The following is a 17,702-nucleotide window of genomic DNA, read 5'->3' as shown; positions in this document are numbered from 1 at the left end:
TTTATTGTTCCTCTTTTTGGCAAAAGGCCTCTTGATCTGCGTTGAGAGCACTGATCAAATCAAGCATATCTTGAGGTAAATCAGCATGCCACTCCATTTCAATCTGAGTAATAGGGTGATGTAAACGCAACATAGTGGCATGAAGCGCTTGCCGCTTAAAAGCGCTTAAAGTTTCAATGAGCTTCTCTAAAGCACCTTTTGGCTGACGCAAACGTCGGCCATACAACGGATCGCCGACTAAAGGATGATGAATATAAGAAAAATGAACCCGAATTTGATGCGTACGCCCTGTTTCTAAACGCAACCGCAATCGGGTATGAGCTCGAAAATGTTGCAAAATACGATAATGTGTGACCGCAGATTTCCCTAGCGGATGAACAGCCATATGAGTACGCTTACTTTTATGTCGAGCGATAGGTTCATTAATGCTGCCCCCTGCTGTGATATGACCGACTGCAATCGCTTCATACTCACGCGTGACTAAACGCGCTTGCAAGGCATCGACCAAACTGGTCTGCGCGCGAAGTGTTTTTGCTATCACCATCAAGCCTGTCGTATCTTTATCTAAACGATGAACTATGCCGGCTCTTGGAACATGAGTAATATCAGGGTAATAATCCAAAAGCGCATTCAATATGGTGTGATCAGGATTTCCTGCACCTGGATGCACCACCAAGCCTGAGGGTTTATTAATCACTAAAATATCCGTATCTTCATAAATAATATTTAAAGGGATTTTTTGTGGCATCCATCGTTTATTCTCCTCAATATAAGTATGAATTTCGATGTGTTCTCCACCTAATACTTTTTCTTTAGGAATACTCTTTGTTATCCCATTGACAGTAACCTGATGGGCCAAAATCCATTCTTTGATGCGAGATCGTGAATACGTGGGGAAAAGTTCAGCCAAAGCCCGATCTAATCGTTGGCCCAGTTGTGATTCACACACTGTCGTATTGAGTTGTATTTTTTGTGTCATAGATCGCTTCTTTGTTCACCTTGGGTTGTGACGGTTGGGCTGTTTAATGTAACCTATCATTTTAATGACATATCTTTCCGGAACCTAATCGATCCTTTACTAAATAACATTTTGAGGATAATCAAAACGTCATGAAATTTATTAAACATTTAGTGATCCCCTCGATTTTTGCTTTGACTCTCTCTGCTTGTAGCAAAAATAAACGGATTGTGCCGGATCAACCTGCCTCTGAGCTGTATGCAGTCGCTCAAAAAGCATTATCGGAAGGAAATTTTAGAGAAGCGATTACTCAACTCGAGGCATTGGATACGCGCTTTCCTTTCGGCGGGTACTCGCAACAAGTACAACTTAATCTCATTTATGCTTATTATAAATCAGATCAACTTGCCTTAGCTCAAGCTTCTATAGACCGTTTTATTCGTCTTAATCCCACTAGCCCCAATATTGACTACGTACTATATTTGAGAGGCTTAACTGAAATGGGTCTGGACGAAAATCAACTCCAGAATTTTTTTGGGGTAGACCGTTCGGATCGAGACCCAGAGCACGCCCTAAGGGCTTTCCGTGATTTCCAACAGTTAATTCAATATCATCCAAACAGCACATATTTAGCAGATGCTCAAAAACGATTAATTTTTTTAAAAGATCGTTTGGCCAAGCATGAATTAGCTGTCGTTCAATATTACATTAAACGTGAAGCATACGTGGCAGTCATCAATCGCGTAGAAGAAATGCTTAAAAATTATCCCGATACTCAAGCGACTCGAACGGCACTGCCTTTGATGGAACAGGCATATCGAAAATTACAGCTTCACGAACAGGCCGATAAAGTGGCTAAACTCATTGATATTAACTCATAATTCTTTCATATCCTTCTAAAAAATAAGAGGTTAAGCCTTATGATCGTGAACATTACTGGTAAAGATATCGATATTACTCCTTCCATAAGTGAACGTATTAATGAACGTTTTAAAAAACTTGATAAATGGAAAGCGCAACTGATTCATGCACGTGTTGTGATGAATAAAGCCCGAAATGGCTTTAAGGTAGATGCCACAATAGGGGTTCCTCATCGATCTTTATTTGCCAGTGCCGAAGATCCCGATATGTATGCTGCCATTAATGAGGTTTTCAATAAGCTTGAACGTCAGTTAAATAAAATACAACATAAAGAAGAATCCCGTCGCAACATTAAAAATGTTAAAGATATCGAATACGAAGGGGAGGGAGGAAAAGAAGAAGGAGAAGAATAAATAGAAGTTTTTACCCTTTAGATCAGATTTATTTTTTATTAAAAAACAAAAGATCATGTCAAATAAAAATAGCAAAAAAGTCGTTGTGGGAATGTCTGGCGGCGTAGATTCTTCCGTGGCGGCCTACTTGCTCTTAGAACAAGGCTATCAGGTTTGTGGCTTGTTTATGAAAAATTGGGAAGAAGATGACAATGAACTGTATTGTGCCGCTGCCGTTGATTTGTCAGATACACAAGCTGTGTGCGATAAACTCAATATTGAATTACATACCGTTAATTTTTCGGCTGAATATTGGAATCAGGTTTTTACGCTTTTTTTAGCGGAATATCGAGCAGGCAGGACGCCTAATCCTGACATTTTGTGTAATAAAGAAATCAAGTTTAAAGCTTTTCTTGAATTCGCTTTACAAGATCTGGGAGCGGATTATATTGCTACAGGCCATTATGTACGTCATCAAAGCAATAACGGGCAGCACTTTTTGTTACGGGGAATCGACGAAAATAAAGATCAAAGTTATTTTCTCTATACGATTGGTCAACAACAGTTGGCTAATTGCCTTTTTCCTATCGGCGGATTAAAAAAATCCGAAGTGCGAGATATCGCTAAAAAGCTGAATCTGGTCAATGCACAGAAAAAAGATTCCACGGGGATTTGTTTTGTTGGAGAGCGTAAATTTCGTGATTTTCTTAGCCAATATTTATCTGGTCAAAAAGGCTCTATCATGACCGTAGATGGAAAACATATCGGCCAGCATCAGGGGTTGATGTATCACACTTTAGGTCAGCGTAAAGGTCTAGGAATAGGTGGAACAAAAGGAGAAGGTGAAGCCCCTTGGTATGTCGTGGATAAAGATATTAAAAACAATATTTTATTGGTAGCTCAAAATCCTCTGCACCCTCTACTGATGTCGAAAGGCCTGATAGCTCAACAATTACATTGGGTCAATTCACCTCCAACTAAATCACCTTATAGATGCGTGCTCAAGACACGTTATCGCCAAGAAGACATCCGGGCCGAGATCATAGTGGAGCAGGATCAATCTGTTGTGCGTTTTGAACATCCTGTTTCATCCGTCACTCCTGGTCAATCCGTCGTGTTTTATCAAAATGAACTTTGCCTTGGTGGAGGCATTATTGAAAATCGTCTCTGACACGAACCATTATTTGGCAGAACAGCGTTTACAATTCATATTGTTTTGTCATCTCTTTATGAACATAAGCAAAAAAATCATAGTCTCATGATCGACGCTTCAGGAGTCACAATGGAATTATCTGTTTTAACAGCAATATCACCTATTGATGGGCGGTACCGAAATCAAATTAAAAATTTAGAAAATATTTTTAGTGAATTTGGTCTTTTAAAATGTCGGGTACAAGTTGAAATAGCTTGGTTTAAAGCATTATCTGATGCTGAAGGGATACAAGAAGTGCCTCCTTTTAACGAGGAGACCCAAATTTTTTTGGATAAAATTGTTGATGAATTTGATGAAAAAGACGCTTTTTGCATCAAAGAAATAGAAAAGATAACTCAACATGACGTCAAAGCTGTGGAATATTTTTTAAAAGAAAAAATGAGAGTCATACCAGCACTAAAGCAGGTTTCTGAATTCATTCATTTTGCCTGTACTTCTGAGGATATCAACAATTTATCACATGCATTAATGTTAAAAACCGCTCGAGAGCAAAGCATTTTACCTGCTTGGCGAAAAATCATTGACACGATAAAAGAAAAAGCGGCCCAATACTCAAGCATACCCTTACTGTCACGCACACATGGACAGCCTGCGACACCCTCAACTATGGGAAAGGAGTTTGCGAATGTGGTTTTTCGGATGGAACGACAGTTTCAACAATTGTCACAAATAAAAATTTTAGGAAAAATAAATGGGGCAGTAGGAAATTACAACGCCCATATTGCCGCTTATCCAAAAATAGATTGGCCAGCATTGAGCAAAGACTTGGTAAAATCTTTGGGTATTGATTGGAATCCCTATACGACTCAAATTGAACCGCATGATTATATTGCGGAACTTTTTGATTGTATCTCTAGATTTAACATTATTTTAATTGATTTTGATCGTGACATCTGGGGTTATATTGCTTTAGGTCATTTCAAACAAAAAACCGCGGAGGGAGAAATTGGTTCTTCTACCATGCCGCATAAAGTGAATCCTATTAATTTTGAAAATTCCGAAGGTAACCTTGGTTTAGCGAATGCGTTATTAAATCATCTGGCTAGAAAATTACCGATATCACGTTGGCAGAGAGATCTTACAGATTCTACTGTGTTGCGTAATTTAGGCGTCGGATTGGCCTATTCTCTGATTGCGTATGATGCGACCCTAAAAGGGCTCAGTAAGCTAGAGATCAACCAAATTCATTTGTTAGAAGAATTATCAGATACTTGGGAAGTACTAGCAGAACCTATTCAAACTGTGATGCGTCGTTATGGTGTTCCTGAACCTTATGAAAGGCTCAAGGCATTGAGTCACGGAAAAAAAATTGATGAGGCGAAGTTACATTCTTTTATTGATACTCTAGCTTTACCAGCAGAAGAAAAAAACCGCTTAAAAAACATGACGCCACAGAACTATCTGGGCCTGGCGATTTTATTGACGAAAGAAATGCTAGATCACTAAAAATTAACGTTTGAAATTTAATAGGAAAATCCACGTTTGGCTTTTTTCTTTAAGTCTTCAGAATAAAGTCCAGTTTTGCTTTTATATCGATGTTATTTTTTTACAACAAGCCGATCTGGATACGTCGTATTCAGATCGCAGATTAAGAGCAAGTTTTACAGAGTATTGAATAATTTTTTATTATTCTCACTAAATCATTCACCTGCTATCTTCATGTCAGAAAGAAGAACTGAACCGCATTGAATAGTATTTCGGGTTTCAATGTCACTCCCTATGCTCACCATATTTAAAAACATCTCTTTTAAATTTCCAGCGATGGTAATACCACTAACTGGATATTGAATCATCCCATCTTCAACCCAAAAGCCCGAGGCCCCACGTGAATAATCACCCGTTACAATATTGACGCCTTGACCCATCAATTGGGTGACAACTAAACCTTTGCTCATTTTTTGAAGCATTTGTGTAAAGTTCTCTCCTTGGCCTTCGATATACCAGTTATGAATGCCTCCAGCATGCCCCGTGCTTTGATAGCCTAATTTTCGAGCTGAATAACTCGCTAAAAGATACGTGTTTAATCGCCCTTTTGTCACAATCTCTCTTTCAGAAGTACAGACTCCCTCCGAATCAAAGGGTGCAGAAGCAAGGCCTCCTAAAGTATGGGGGCATTCTAGAATATTGAACCAATTCGGTAAAATTTGCTGATTCAATTTATTCAATAAAAAGCTGGATTTGCGATAAATATTTCCGCCGCTGATAGCAGATACCAGATTTTTAAATAACCCTATGGCAGCTTCTGCTGCGAATAGGACCGGGGCTTCAATTGTGGATAATTTTTTTGGTGATAAACGTGCAAGGGCTCTTCGGGCAGATTCTTTGCCAACCCACTCAGGGCTAGCCAGATCCTGTATCCGACGGCTTAGCGTATAAGCATAATCCCTTTCCATACGGCCATCACATTCTGCAATCACACTAGTGGAAAGAGAATGACGGCTCCCACAATAACTTTGCAACATCCCATGAGTGCTGCCAAAAACCTTGATGCTACAGTGGCTATTAAAATTTGCTCCTTCTGTATTAGTAACACGCTTATCCACTGCCAACGCGGCCTGTTCTGCTCTTGAGGCAAGAGCAATGGCGGCTTTGGGATCTAAATCAGAAGGGTACAATAAATCTAAATCTTTTATTTGATAAGCCAGTAAAGAAGCCTCAGCTATTCCAGAATAAGGATCGGAGGAAGTATAATGTGCGATGTCCAGGGCCGCTTGCACTGTTTGATCAATCGCCTTGGGATTTAAATCCGTTGTAGAAGCACTACCTTTACGTTGCTTATCATAAACAGTGATGGCTAAAGCACCATCACTATTAAATTCCAGGTTTTCTACTTCACAAAAACGAGTACTGATACTGATCCCTGTTGTTTTTGTTACTGAGACCTCCGCAGAAGCCCCTTTAGCTATTGCCCGTTCTAAGGCTTGTGAAACTGCTTTTTCGAGTATGTCACGCTGTTCTATTATTTGAGTCACTTGCATGGATCCGCCGCAATAAATAGAGGGGTTTATTAAAAATTTTCACTACCATATTCTTCATCCTCTTGTGAATATCATTCGAATAAAAAATCAGTCAATTCATATTGATAAACAAGATGAGCGGGCATCGAATAAAAAAACAAATTGATGCAACTGCCGCCATTCTGGTTCAGACATATTGTCATAGAGCAGCCATAAATTTTTTTGGGCATTGGTGTCTTCTTGCTTTAAAAAAAGCAAGAGGCCATAACGGCTAAGCGCCCATGGCTTTTTAATCAAAAGCCAATTCTGTTCAAGCCAGTGAAGCCTATTATCTGCCATAAAAATGATTTTACCCTGATATGATCTTATTTTTTTCTGGCTTAAAACACATTCAAAAACCAAAAAAATGATGATGATCAGGTAAAAAGGAATAAAGTCTTTTGGCCCAGATGGTGCAAGTAAAGTTATTAATGCAAGCAGAGTATAGACAATAAAAGAAAATAATTTTGTAAAAGGCGAAACCTGTAATTTACACTGAAATTGCCCCACGGATTTTATTTTTCCTTCTAATAATCTGGACTATTTTTCTTAACTCTTTATCTTGAGGCTTCTTTTTGTTCATTAACCAATCAAGCAAATCGGCATCATCACAAACCAACAAACGCATAAATAAATTTTTTTCTTTATCACTTAAGCTGTCATATTCATATTCAAAAAATGGCATGATAGAAATATCTAACTCGAGAATACCGCGTCTGCAGGCCCATCGAATATGGGCTTTGTCGTTAATTCTCATTTTTTGCTCAGTTTTTATCTAGATATATAAAGAATGTCTTCTTCTTTTTGATGTAGTTTTATACGACTAAACCTATTAGTCCATTTTTTAGTGAAGGTTTTAGATATTTTCTTTTATTTTGTGAAGAAGATCTCAAAAAAAGTTTTTTTTATTTCCATATTAAATTGAAAAGATTTGCAGATATCTATCATATCTCTGAATCAGCGGCGATCTACTTTTTCTATAGATACAAATGATTAAATATCATCCATCTTACCTAAAAGCGAATTCAAACGATTTTGCCAAACGGTTTTTTCTTGTTTTAGCTCATTATTTTGATCTACTAAATCTTTTTGTTGAGCTGAAATAGCATTTATTTTTTCTTCTAAGACAATATTCTTTTCTTTAAATTCTTCTATTTCCATTTGTAACAAGGCATTTGCTTCAAGCATTTTCTGAACTTTTTCTTGCAATTGGTCCAAAGCTTCCAATGACATATCTTTCCCCTTTTTATGATTAAGGCCCATGAAATTTATTAATAAAGGAAATAGTTCTAACTTTATTAATAAAAAATGGCTGATGATATTCATCACCATTCTGCGAGTGTCTATATACTATTGAGTGACACACAGACTGCTTTCGTAGGCGTCACCTACTCTGATGAATTTATTCATATTCGATAGTATTACATGGATATGAATACATTTAAAGTAAACAGTTTAATCCTATTTTCAATCGAAAATAATTAAATATCAATATATTTCAAATATATAATAAGAATTTTGGTTTTTTATTAGCTCCCAAACATGATGCACTCCATACTTATCATTTGATACGGAGGTAATTAAAATGCCGACATATATTTTCATCGATGATTGTACCTCCATTCATGGGAATCTGCTCTGTTGACTCCTCTTCAAAACTCCTTATTCTTCAAGATAAGGCGTAATAACAAAATGTAGCACATCCGAGTAATTTCCTTGATCGGTACTCTCGCTACTAAACAAAGTGATATCGGGAGCCCAGCACATTTGGGTGATAGGATTTTCGTCATTCTTTTTTAAATGAATCTGTTGATGACCGTTAGGTAACGAGAAATCATTTTTTGTGGGGCCTTCATGATAAAAATCCATTTTATAATGAATCAATTGATTTTCTTTCTCCTCTTTTAACTGAAAAAACTGCCCAGTTATATCCAAGCCATTTTGGTTTCGAGCGCTCACCCTATATTTTCTCGCCACCGTTCCTAAAGACACATAATTTACGCAAAATTTATTTTGAGTCGTATTCATGAATTCAGCTTTGAGCCCGGTACCTGAATCGGTTTTTTCTCTCAGCTTATCGAGATTCACTTTTTTTAATTTCCATAAAGTGGAACTTAATTTAAATTTAGGATCTATTTTTAAAGGAACAGGGGCCTGTGGATTTTTAGGATAAAAAGGTTCGCAAGATTGACCTGATGCACCAAAAGAAATCCCTTGATGATCGATTAAATGCCATTTTTTTTGATGAGAATCTTTTAATATCGCACCGATTGCAATTCCTACGGAGAGTCTTTTTAAAGTATTGGGTAATAAAGTCAATTGAACATGATATTGTTCACTTAAAAATTCCGGATTTTTTTTCAATATCACTTGATACATATTATTAATATACGGCGTTATATAAAACTCTGTCATTCCATTAAAAGAAATATTTTGTATCCCACTGAGATTAATATGATGATCAGGGCTTCCATCAAGATGATAAAAAAAAAGATAAAGCGACAATTCAGAAGGAGATATCTTCATAAAACGATGGGTGTCGATATTTTTTAAATCAAATAAATTTTTTTTAAAATTGACAGAAAAAAAATTTGAATACTTTGATCGGCCAATAATCTCATTTGACAAGAAGAATAGTGTTGACTTAAAGGAAAAAAAGAAAAGTCTTCTTGTGCTTGAGTTATAGACGAAAAAATCAATCCTAACCAAAATAATTTTTTGATTTTCATTTTTACTCTCATTTTTATTATTATGCCATGGGCTCAAAAATTAATATTAATGACCCTTGATATTTTCCATAAATCGATTTATTTGCTTGTGTTGATATATTTAAAAAATAAGTTTCTTCAGAAATATTATTCAACGAATTTTCTTGTTTAAAAAATAAAGGATCTTGAGTAAGTGTTTTTAAATGCTCTCTTTTTTCCCCCCATCGAACTTCAGCTTTAAGAAAATCTTGAGCAGATGAAGAACCAGATATTCTTTGCTTTTCCAAAATTAAAGGTGTTTTAAGTTTTAATTGATACTCAGAGCTGTTTGTCAATTTAACTAAAAAAGGCTCTGTGATTTGATATTCGAATATGTTCTGAGGATGATTTTTAAGTTCTAAATCAGTACTGACAAGGTTGTTTGATTTTTTTATAAAAATCTTCGGGCTTGTGGTGACCTGTAATGATAAATGAACTTCACCTAATTCTACAGTTTCGATTGCCAAGGTTTGAGAAAAAAATAAAATCAAAAAAATAAAACTAAAGTGAATCCTTATTTTTGCAAAATAAATAAAAATTTTCATGATTGACTTTCCCTTTCAGTGAAATATTTTTTTGATCGCTCGCTGATATGAAATGAATTTGATCAGGATATAAATGAATATTATTCAGTCTGACTTTTTGATTTCCATTTTGAATATCAGTCCAACTGAGTCGAATATTACCTGTGTTTTTTAATTCTACGCCATTTTTCGTACAACGATGCTTCCAATCAGGCTTGATTTTTTTTGGTAAATGCCGAATTAATCCCATATAACTCAGTTTCACACTGAGTACCGCATTCATTTCCGAACTACGCAATTTCATAGAGGTTTTTGGTATTACAGCTAATCGATAAAGCTGTTCTTTTTTTGGTGCTTTTAATGTTTTTAAATAAATTTTGCCAACCTGTTGCGGACCTAAAGTGAATTTTAAGGGCGCCGCATATAATAAAGGCGAATTTATTAAACCTATTGGCGTTAGAGATTCTTCTAATACACCTGGATTATTTAAATAATAAAGTTCCACCAAAACATATTCGACATGAGGGCTTTTATTAATGACTTCAAAAAAACTCTGCTCGTTTTTTATTTCTAAAATATGAGGTTGTAACTCTATTACTGCTGCACTATTGATAGAAAATGTCATCAAAAAAAAATAATCTTTGATATTGATATTTAAGAGCAGTCAATTTGAACATCTTCATTAAAAACTTTCCCTGTCAATTTTTTAATCCGAGGCAAAGTAACCGGGGTTCCTGGATAAACGTTTTGTGTCTCAGAAATATGCTTTTTATGATGAGACTTTAAATGACGAAATGGGCTTTGTACTGTTCCGGTTGTGGTCAATTGAATCCCTTTCCCTTTTAGGCATTGATATTCCCATCCTATTTTCTGTAGTGATTTTTCAGGCAAATGATGGATTAAAACGCCATAAGCAATCCCGACAGTCAATGCCATCTCTTTTTTTTCATCGCTGGTGCCTATGATCCTGGTTTGTGTCACAGGAGTAATATAAAGTCGATATAGCGTCTCTTGCTCTGGCGATTTTAAAGGGATCAAATGAATATCACGCTCCTGTTTGGGCCCCAAACTCATGCGAGCAGGATTAAACATCATTTGAGGATGGGGTATTTCCCCGATAAGGGTTTGTAATTCAGGGGTATGGCCCGGGTTTTCTACACGATACAGTTTTGCTTCTAAATAAAGTGAGGCATCACCTTTATTAAAGACTTTAACGGTTTGACCTTTCTCTAAGGCTTCGAGGTTGATTCTACTCGGAATGGCTATCAATTGTGCGTTTGAATGAGCATTGATAAAACAGGATAAAAAAATCAGCGGCTTCCATTTTATCTTCATAAATTTTCCTTATGATTCGTCGTTTTCTGACATTGGTAATAATGTTCTGTATGAGTTTTGAGATTACACAAATAATCAAATTCATGACTTTGAACCTGAAGATCTTTTAGAAATACATCAGAGTGAATAGAAAATAACCCATTTGGATAAACCAGATCTCCTGTTTCTTTAATCGTACCGCTGATCGGTTTTTTTTGTTCATCGATCAAAAAACCGTTGTACAGCAAGCTTAATCTGACCTTTGCTTCAGCTGAAAAAACTTGACCAGGATGAGCGCGCGTAATACGAACAGGTAATTGAATATCCATATCCATATCCGTATTCTCATTTTGTGCACGAGCAAAGAGCGCGTCTCGATATTTGGAGATGGGAATGGCATAAAGATGACCTTCCCAAATAGGCGAACCCTCGACCTTTAAGCGATAAGGTGTGTCTGGCACAGAGGGGGCTTTAACCAAGAGCGCCACGCCACTGGTGCTTCTTTGTCCAAACGCGATGCCGCTCCGATTCATTGCAAACATGCCGTCATAATGAAAGCGAGCATGATATATTTTGTCATCTATCCCCGCGCTGAGCGATGAGTTGCCTCGAGTACCATGATGCTCGACATAGCCGGAAAAATTCGGTCTTTTTCCAAGCTGAGTGCCTGTGATCCCAAAGGTACTTTTTCCATACGCATGCTCAATTTCCTTTTGATAGTGAGCACTCAACATCCATTCTCGATCTCGATAGCCGATATCAATATTGGCATGACTTTGAGTCAACGTCACAACAGTATTGATAAATAAGCTTATATGATTGTCTGCCTGTCCTGCTGATCTTTTATTGGAACGAGATTTTTCAACACCTACAGCAAGACTCATATTAAATTTTTGGCAATTCCATTGCCAATAACTCTGTATTTGATGCTGGCTCTGTTTGCTTGAACCTTGCCAATGATAGGTGATTTGTACATCACCCAAATGCCGGCTATATGACACATATTGGCTTTGTTGCCTTGGCGCATAAACGGAAATATAGGGATGTTGATAATAAGAGAGGCTGATATAACCGATGACGCTGTTACCCACATTCAGACGTGCATAATGCCCAAAACCTTTTTCTCCCCCCATAACACCTAATGTGGTGTTGATCTTCATTCCGTTCATCTGGGTAGAACGCGATATATTGCCTTCCGCAGCCCATTGGTGGTGATCATCTCCCAATACGGTTCCATTGAATTGAAACCCAAATTTCGGTTGACTTAGGCTTAATTGCACTAAACTTTTTTGTTTTTTTGTTTTGCCAAGCGTCACAAACCAGCCTTTTGCAGCCTGATAATCAATGTTACTGATGGTCACCTTCTCTTTAGTGATTTCTCGCCCCGTATTATCAACCAAACGAACATCTGCACTGTAATAACCTGACGGCAATTGATTGTAACTAATGCTATTTCGGCCTATCTGCGCCGGAATTTGCCTAATCAAGCGATTATCCCTATAAATCTCATAATGCCCTGGGCTGCTGGCATAAAGAACCAAAGAGTCTTCTGAATCGATCTGGTGTGATAAATAATGCTGGCTTCCAAAAGTCATAAATTGATCTAACCAAGGATTGGTAAGGGTCTGAATACTTCCAGCGGAGGCATCTAAATTATTTTTTTGCCCGAAACGTAAATACGTTTTCGGAAAATTTTTTTGTAAATACCAGCTCCCAAAACCTTGATGGCTATCGGCATGGTTTTTTTTGTGCCATTGATGATAAAACCAGTTGATATAACCAAAAGATTGGCCTGGCAAGCCAAAATATCCTTGGCCTTCAGCGGAAAGAGCCCGGTAATGATTACTGGCCGCACTGATATCAAACGACTGGTTATGCACCAGCCCCCAAGTTGTTTCAGGCATCACCGTCTTTTGATGGTGAGTGATGCTTAAAGATTGATTCAATTTATCGAAGATGACTCGATATCCCATCAATAGAGTCTCACAGCCATGAGCGCATTTGTGATAGGGCAGTTGAAATAGAACCTTTTCTAAAATTTTGATGGTTGAATCGTTTAATCCATTTTCTTGAAATTGTTTTTTATCAAAAATCAGTTTTTGCGATGCTTTTGAAAAATAAAATTTACCGGGCAAAATCTCGCCATTCAAAATGCCTAAAAATTCCATATTCATTTCTTGTTCAAAAGGCGAAAACCCTTTAGGGACTAAATATTCAATTTTAATCTCTGATTTTGTGTGCTCCGAAAATATAAATAATAAAAAAATATAAAGTGCTTTTTTAATATATAAAATTTTTTTATTCTTCTCCCTGTTTTTTTTATTATAGGAATTCATCCTTTTTTATTTCCAGAATAACTCGCTTTCAAAAATAATGACTGAAAAAGCAGACAATACCAACGCCTGCTTTTATATATTAGATGCTTTTTTAATGATAAAAAATGTAGTAATATAAATTTAATGAAATAAAAATCAAGATAAGAATGATTTACATCATTAAGCCACTTCTTCAACTTTTAAGATCAACTCACCTGAATAAACCCCTACTTTTTGATTTTCAGTGACTTTAGCTATTATCTTTAATAAACCTTCAATTTTATTATTATCAGGTGTGAATTCGATAGGATTATTTACAGTGAGATCTTGACCTTTAAATAAAACCCGCGCATCTCTAATTTCATCCTTTTGTCCCTTTTTAGTTAATTCTAAAACTAACTCTTTAGAAAGAGAAATTTTAAATCTATGGCCAGAATCGTAACCCAAGGTGGATATGGTGGCTGCTTGAGAAGTTTCATAAAGAAGAGGAGTTTCGAGGCTGGGTGTTAAACTGAGATTTTCTATTAATGCAGATGAACCGGCGCGTGCTATTTTCATATCCAGCACAGGTTTAATACTTGCCTTGACTGTAATTTTTTGTTCTTTAGCCTGAGTTCCAAGAGCGGTTGCTTGAACAAAAGTGGTATTTAATAAAATATTTAATGCAAAGCAAAACATCGTTAATTTTTTCACATTCGATCCTGTAATATGATTTAATAAACAAATAGATTAATTAAAATATAAAACACACGTCTTCATTGTTTATATTTTAATAATCGAAAACTATATTATAAATATTTTTTATTTCAAGTAGAATTTGAAAAAACCAATTCATTTTTTAAAATGATTTTTGTTATATAAAAAACAATTAATTTAATTTATTTTATTTGAAATAAAAGATGAGTTTGTACACTCAATGAATTTATTTTTAGCAATATAAAAATGTATGAAATAAGTATTTCAAAAAAATTGAGGAGCAAACACTTTTACACTCAATAGATCTCTTTCAAAATCGATGGGGTGCGATGACTGTAGACCATGCATTTAATGTGTTGATTGTTCTGTAAATCAGCTGCTTTTAGAACCGGCTGGTGTGATGGTGCCTGATTTTTATGTTCATTAACGTACGATTGGCATGCGCTTTAAAATATGGCGCGACAATGGGTTGTTCTCGAACCTCCTTTTACGGATTTCGGAAAAATGTCTTTTTTAACGGTGTCATAAATATAATCTATATAAATAATAAGGTTTTATACTGATAACAATAAATCACTTTTTCTGAGAAAATCATGTCAGAACTTAAACTTTTTTCAGATAATAATAGAAAATCATTGATATTTTGAAATAGCACAACAATCAAATTATTGTTTTTTTATAATTAAGAGATTCATACAATTATGACAATAAATACTTCACACTGTTCGACACAGATGCCTTCAATGAATGATTGGAGCGATTTGTCAGCGACTGAATCCAGCATCTCAACTGGGTGTAGGCAACCGCCTTCCCCTCAAGAGTCTGGTTTTTGTTCATGGGTACGTAATTTACTTAACTATTTAACCGGAACTTTCGGTGAGAAATTGAGTTGCTCAAAATTAAATTCTGCTTTGAATGATATTTTCAGCCCAGAAAATGGATGGGTACATAAAGGTCACTTTGAATATGGTGGAACTAACCAAGTTGGCTACCGGAGCAAACAAATAGAGGGTGTTATCTATATTGTCTCTGCGCCATGCCATGATTTGAGTAACCCTGACACTCAGCAACATGTCTTATCAGGGGGTCGTAATGCTGCACAAATGCTCAGTGAAATCAAAAATACCTATCCCAATGATGAAGTCAAAATCTTAATTCCTGTTGCGCAAAGCAATAAATTTGGGTTTAGTGAAAAAAGAGGACATTTTGTCTTACTTGAAGTCGATATGCAGGAAGGTAAGTGTCAATCGGCCAAAATCCATGATTCTAAAGGTGGCTTACTTGATACGGTTTATCGTGGCGCAAAACATTTAAAAAAACAGTTATTGGCAGATAAAAATCTCAGTTTAACAAAAGATTTTGCCATCAATACCGAATATCATGGTCACCAATCCGTATTTAATGGTAATGATTGTGGACGTTATTCGGCTTATTATGCAAATAAAATTATTGAAAAGCGTAATTTATCGGAAGCGACAGATGCTCGACCTTTTTTTGAAAAACACCTCTAACATTGGCAAGCCAACAACCTAAATCAGCACATTTATGAATGACCAACTTTCAGCAAGTTGAACCACTTTATCGTGCTTTCTCTGCTGAATACCGAGCTTAACCTTTGAAATATTGAGTTGAGTTTGAGGGCGGGTTTTTGAAAAAGCGTTGACTCATTTAGAAGTATACATATAATGCGGCACAGAATCGGTTTAGTAAACATATTAAAAAAGTGACTCTAAAGGCGAGTTTTGGTTTCTCAGTGCTTTGTATACTAGTATTGTATCAATCTCATTTACTGAAAATATACTCCTGTGTTTCGGGTAGAGCCAGTTAGATTCAGCTTTCTCGATGTGGTTTTGCAAGCCTGTAGTATCCGTTTGTAATATGTTCAATTGCGATTTTTATCTCAAAAAAGTGGGCGATTAGCTCAGCTGGTAGAGCATCTCCCTTACAAGGAGGGGGTCATCAGTTCGAATCTGGTATCGCCCACCACTTCTTAAATTATTTGGGTCGTTAGCTCAGTCGGTAGAGCAGTTGACTTTTAATCAATTGGTCGCTGGTTCGAATCCAGCACGACCCACCAATTAAAACAATGAGTTACAGTTGATTACATCTTATGTAACTTTCTTAAGTGTCATATTAGTGACATCAAACCCGAGTATCCCATCAATGTTTTTAGCGTGTTTTTGCAAGTGTGCAGGGGATAAATGAGCATACCTTTTCACCATTTGTATGCTTTCCCATCCTCCCATTTCTTGCAATGCTGATAGAGGGACACCAGACTGGATTAACCAACTTGCCCAACTATGCCTCAGATCATGAAATCGAAATCCTTCGATCCCTGCTTTCATCATGGCAGACTTAAATGCTTTGTTAGCATCAGTTCTCATTGGTATCATATCAATCACGCCGTTTAATTTTCGCTCTCTGACAAAAACATACTGCCTATGTCTACCTATCTGAGCATGAATAATTTGACAAGCTGTATCATTGAGCGAAACGCCAATTGCTCGAAAATTTTTTGACTGGTCAGGGTTAATCCAAGCTACCTTACGAACCAAAGCAACCTGTGAGCATTCTAATTCCAGAATGTTGGATCTTCGCAAACCAGTAGCCAGAGCAAATGTTATTACTGGCTTGAGATAATCAGCTGCATTATCAATTAAGGCATGAGCTTGCTCTTTTGTAAGCCACTGAATTCTAGATTGTCTAGGGGGTAACGCTTTTATATATGGTGCATTTTTCAACCATCTCCATTCATTTGTAGCTATTTTCAGTAAAGCACGAATAAAAGCTAAGTGAGCATATAGTGAGCCAGGTATGATGCAGGTTGAATTGCAAAGAAATTAAATGAATTTTGTTGAAAGGTGTTGACGGGGTACAATTTTGCTTGTTGACCCTGAAGCGTTTAAACTCGACTTAAAAAGGAGATACAACAATGGGCCAGGTTGCATTTGATACTCAAGAATTCGTCGAAACCCTTGAAAACGCAGGGTTGCCGAAAGAGCAGGCCAGAGCGATTTCTATCGCTGTTCGCAAGTCACACGAAGTGGCGGATGTAGCGACGAAGACCGATATCGCTGAGGTAAAACGCGATTTAGAAGACATGCGTAAGGATTTATCTGCTGAGATTGCAGAAGTTCGTAAGGACATGGAAAATCGGTTTGACAAACTGGGGTTACAATTAACAGTCAGATTAGGTGGTATGTTAATACTCGCAGTAGGTGCGCTTACCGCTATTCTCAAACTTGTTCACTAGTCGGATTAAATCCGCGTTAACCTAATTAAACAGGTTATTCTTTCGTCAATGTATCCCTCAAATGAGTTTTGATAGCGCGTGTTTTCTGCATTAATATGCATCTGGCTTTACGTTCTTTGGAACCAAATATGCACATGTTTTTATTACTGAAGCCAAGGCTTCTGGTAGAACCTCAGGCGGAATACCTGGCAACTGTGATGCCCAGTACGAGTTCTAACCCAGTCCATTTTAATAACGCTGCCATCTTCGTTTGATTTATTTCTTACTTTCCAATGCGTTGATTGAAACGGTAATGGCTTGTCTATACATTGGATTAACAGAGTTTTTTGTGGATCAAAATTGCGCAGGCTGGTTGATTTTCTTTTCCTCCCGAATCCCCTAAAATTAATGTTGCGATACTCACGGGTTATCCTCGTTGAATGATGGCTATTGT

The 17,702-nt window shown here is 36.7% G+C and carries 18 protein-coding genes and 2 tRNA genes; 8 read left to right on the top strand and 12 right to left on the bottom strand.

Annotation, left to right across the window (positions count from 1 at the left end; genetic code table 11):
- Window position 1 precedes the first annotated feature (1 nt).
- A complete protein-coding gene (rluD, locus tag AACL23_RS02410; protein ID WP_015873125.1) occupies window positions 2-979 on the bottom strand; it encodes a 23S rRNA pseudouridine(1911/1915/1917) synthase RluD in 978 nt (325 codons plus the stop codon).
- Between the two features lie 131 nt (window positions 980-1,110).
- Between rluD and bamD the strand changes: the two genes are divergently transcribed.
- From bamD to purB, 4 genes are all read left to right on the top strand, one after another.
- Entirely contained in the window at window positions 1,111-1,839 is a 729-nt protein-coding gene (bamD, locus tag AACL23_RS02405) for an outer membrane protein assembly factor BamD (RefSeq protein ID WP_339049935.1), read from the top strand.
- 39 nt (window positions 1,840-1,878) lie between these two features.
- A complete protein-coding gene (hpf, locus tag AACL23_RS02400) occupies window positions 1,879-2,232 on the top strand; it encodes a ribosome hibernation-promoting factor, HPF/YfiA family (RefSeq protein WP_100096161.1) in 354 nt (117 codons plus the stop codon).
- Window positions 2,233-2,287: 55 nt separating this feature from the next.
- On the top strand, window positions 2,288-3,382 hold the full coding sequence (gene mnmA / locus AACL23_RS02395) for a tRNA 2-thiouridine(34) synthase MnmA (protein ID WP_339049932.1): 1,095 nt from the start codon (window positions 2,288-2,290) through the stop codon (window positions 3,380-3,382).
- 111 nt (window positions 3,383-3,493) lie between these two features.
- Window positions 3,494-4,870 carry an adenylosuccinate lyase gene (gene purB, locus AACL23_RS02390; RefSeq protein ID WP_339049930.1) on the top strand — a complete coding sequence of 459 codons (1,377 nt, stop codon included), beginning with the start codon at window positions 3,494-3,496 and terminating at the stop codon, window positions 4,868-4,870.
- A gap of 194 nt (window positions 4,871-5,064) precedes the next feature.
- Here the strand turns inward: purB and pmbA are convergent, their stop codons facing one another.
- The 10 genes from pmbA to AACL23_RS02340 all read right to left on the bottom strand — a co-directional run bounded on the left by pmbA (window position 5,065) and on the right by AACL23_RS02340 (window position 14,013).
- Window positions 5,065-6,402 carry a metalloprotease PmbA gene (gene pmbA, locus AACL23_RS02385; RefSeq protein ID WP_339049928.1) on the bottom strand — a complete coding sequence of 446 codons (1,338 nt, stop codon included), beginning with the start codon at window positions 6,400-6,402 and terminating at the stop codon, window positions 5,065-5,067.
- Between the two features lie 96 nt (window positions 6,403-6,498).
- On the bottom strand, window positions 6,499-6,930 hold the full coding sequence (locus tag AACL23_RS02380) for a protein YgfX (protein WP_015873130.1): 432 nt from the start codon (window positions 6,928-6,930) through the stop codon (window positions 6,499-6,501).
- Window positions 6,911-7,177, bottom strand: a complete 267-nt coding sequence (sdhE, locus tag AACL23_RS02375) for an FAD assembly factor SdhE (protein WP_095034376.1) — start codon at window positions 7,175-7,177, stop codon at window positions 6,911-6,913. The genes AACL23_RS02380 and sdhE overlap by 20 nt, the downstream gene beginning before the upstream one ends.
- Before the next feature lie 236 nt (window positions 7,178-7,413).
- Window positions 7,414-7,746, bottom strand: a complete 333-nt coding sequence (zapB, locus tag AACL23_RS02370; RefSeq protein ID WP_234809439.1) for a cell division protein ZapB — start codon at window positions 7,744-7,746, stop codon at window positions 7,414-7,416.
- Window positions 7,747-8,082: 336 nt separating this feature from the next.
- Window positions 8,083-9,048, bottom strand: a complete 966-nt coding sequence (locus AACL23_RS02365) for a hypothetical protein (RefSeq protein ID WP_339049923.1) — start codon at window positions 9,046-9,048, stop codon at window positions 8,083-8,085.
- A 121-nt stretch (window positions 9,049-9,169) separates the two neighbouring features.
- Window positions 9,170-9,712, bottom strand: coding sequence for a hypothetical protein (locus AACL23_RS02360; protein ID WP_100096164.1), 543 nt, complete (start codon window positions 9,710-9,712; stop codon window positions 9,170-9,172).
- The gene (locus AACL23_RS02355) at window positions 9,669-10,319 is read right to left on the bottom strand and encodes a hypothetical protein (RefSeq protein ID WP_339049921.1); all 651 of its coding nucleotides are present in this window, start codon (window positions 10,317-10,319) and stop codon (window positions 9,669-9,671) included. The genes AACL23_RS02360 and AACL23_RS02355 overlap by 44 nt, the downstream gene beginning before the upstream one ends.
- Before the next feature lie 26 nt (window positions 10,320-10,345).
- Window positions 10,346-11,026, bottom strand: a complete 681-nt coding sequence (locus tag AACL23_RS02350; RefSeq protein ID WP_339049918.1) for a pilus assembly protein — start codon at window positions 11,024-11,026, stop codon at window positions 10,346-10,348.
- Window positions 11,023-13,341 carry a TcfC E-set like domain-containing protein gene (locus AACL23_RS02345; RefSeq protein WP_339049916.1) on the bottom strand — a complete coding sequence of 773 codons (2,319 nt, stop codon included), beginning with the start codon at window positions 13,339-13,341 and terminating at the stop codon, window positions 11,023-11,025. The genes AACL23_RS02350 and AACL23_RS02345 overlap by 4 nt, the downstream gene beginning before the upstream one ends.
- 159 nt (window positions 13,342-13,500) lie before the next feature.
- Window positions 13,501-14,013 (bottom strand): hypothetical protein, encoded by a 513-nt coding sequence (locus AACL23_RS02340; RefSeq protein ID WP_095034370.1) that lies wholly within the window; start codon window positions 14,011-14,013, stop codon window positions 13,501-13,503.
- Between the two features lie 704 nt (window positions 14,014-14,717).
- On the opposite strand from AACL23_RS02340, the gene AACL23_RS02335 reads away from it, so the two are divergent.
- The 3 genes from AACL23_RS02335 to AACL23_RS02325 all read left to right on the top strand — a co-directional run bounded on the left by AACL23_RS02335 (window position 14,718) and on the right by AACL23_RS02325 (window position 16,093).
- Complete coding sequence (locus AACL23_RS02335) at window positions 14,718-15,527, top strand: hypothetical protein (protein ID WP_339049913.1); 810 nt, start codon at window positions 14,718-14,720, stop codon at window positions 15,525-15,527.
- 399 nt (window positions 15,528-15,926) lie between these two features.
- Window positions 15,927-16,002, top strand: a tRNA-Val gene (locus tag AACL23_RS02330).
- Between the two features lie 15 nt (window positions 16,003-16,017).
- Window positions 16,018-16,093, top strand: a tRNA-Lys gene (locus AACL23_RS02325).
- 31 nt (window positions 16,094-16,124) lie between these two features.
- Here the strand turns inward: AACL23_RS02325 and AACL23_RS02320 are convergent.
- Complete coding sequence (locus tag AACL23_RS02320; RefSeq protein ID WP_100096169.1) at window positions 16,125-16,757, bottom strand: site-specific integrase; 633 nt, start codon at window positions 16,755-16,757, stop codon at window positions 16,125-16,127.
- 191 nt (window positions 16,758-16,948) lie between these two features.
- On the opposite strand from AACL23_RS02320, the gene AACL23_RS02315 reads away from it, so the two are divergent.
- Window positions 16,949-17,269: a DUF1640 domain-containing protein gene (locus AACL23_RS02315; protein WP_100096170.1), complete on the top strand. Its 321-nt coding sequence runs from the start codon at window positions 16,949-16,951 to the stop codon at window positions 17,267-17,269.
- Window positions 17,270-17,702 lie beyond the last annotated feature (433 nt).

Origin of the sequence: Candidatus Williamhamiltonella endosymbiont of Tuberolachnus salignus, assembly GCF_964019775.1 — a bacterium.
Lineage (GTDB): Bacteria > Pseudomonadota > Gammaproteobacteria > Enterobacterales > Enterobacteriaceae > Hamiltonella > Hamiltonella defendens.
The sequence above is the reverse complement of the archived record's forward strand: the minus strand, read 5'-3'. Positions and strand labels throughout refer to the sequence as shown.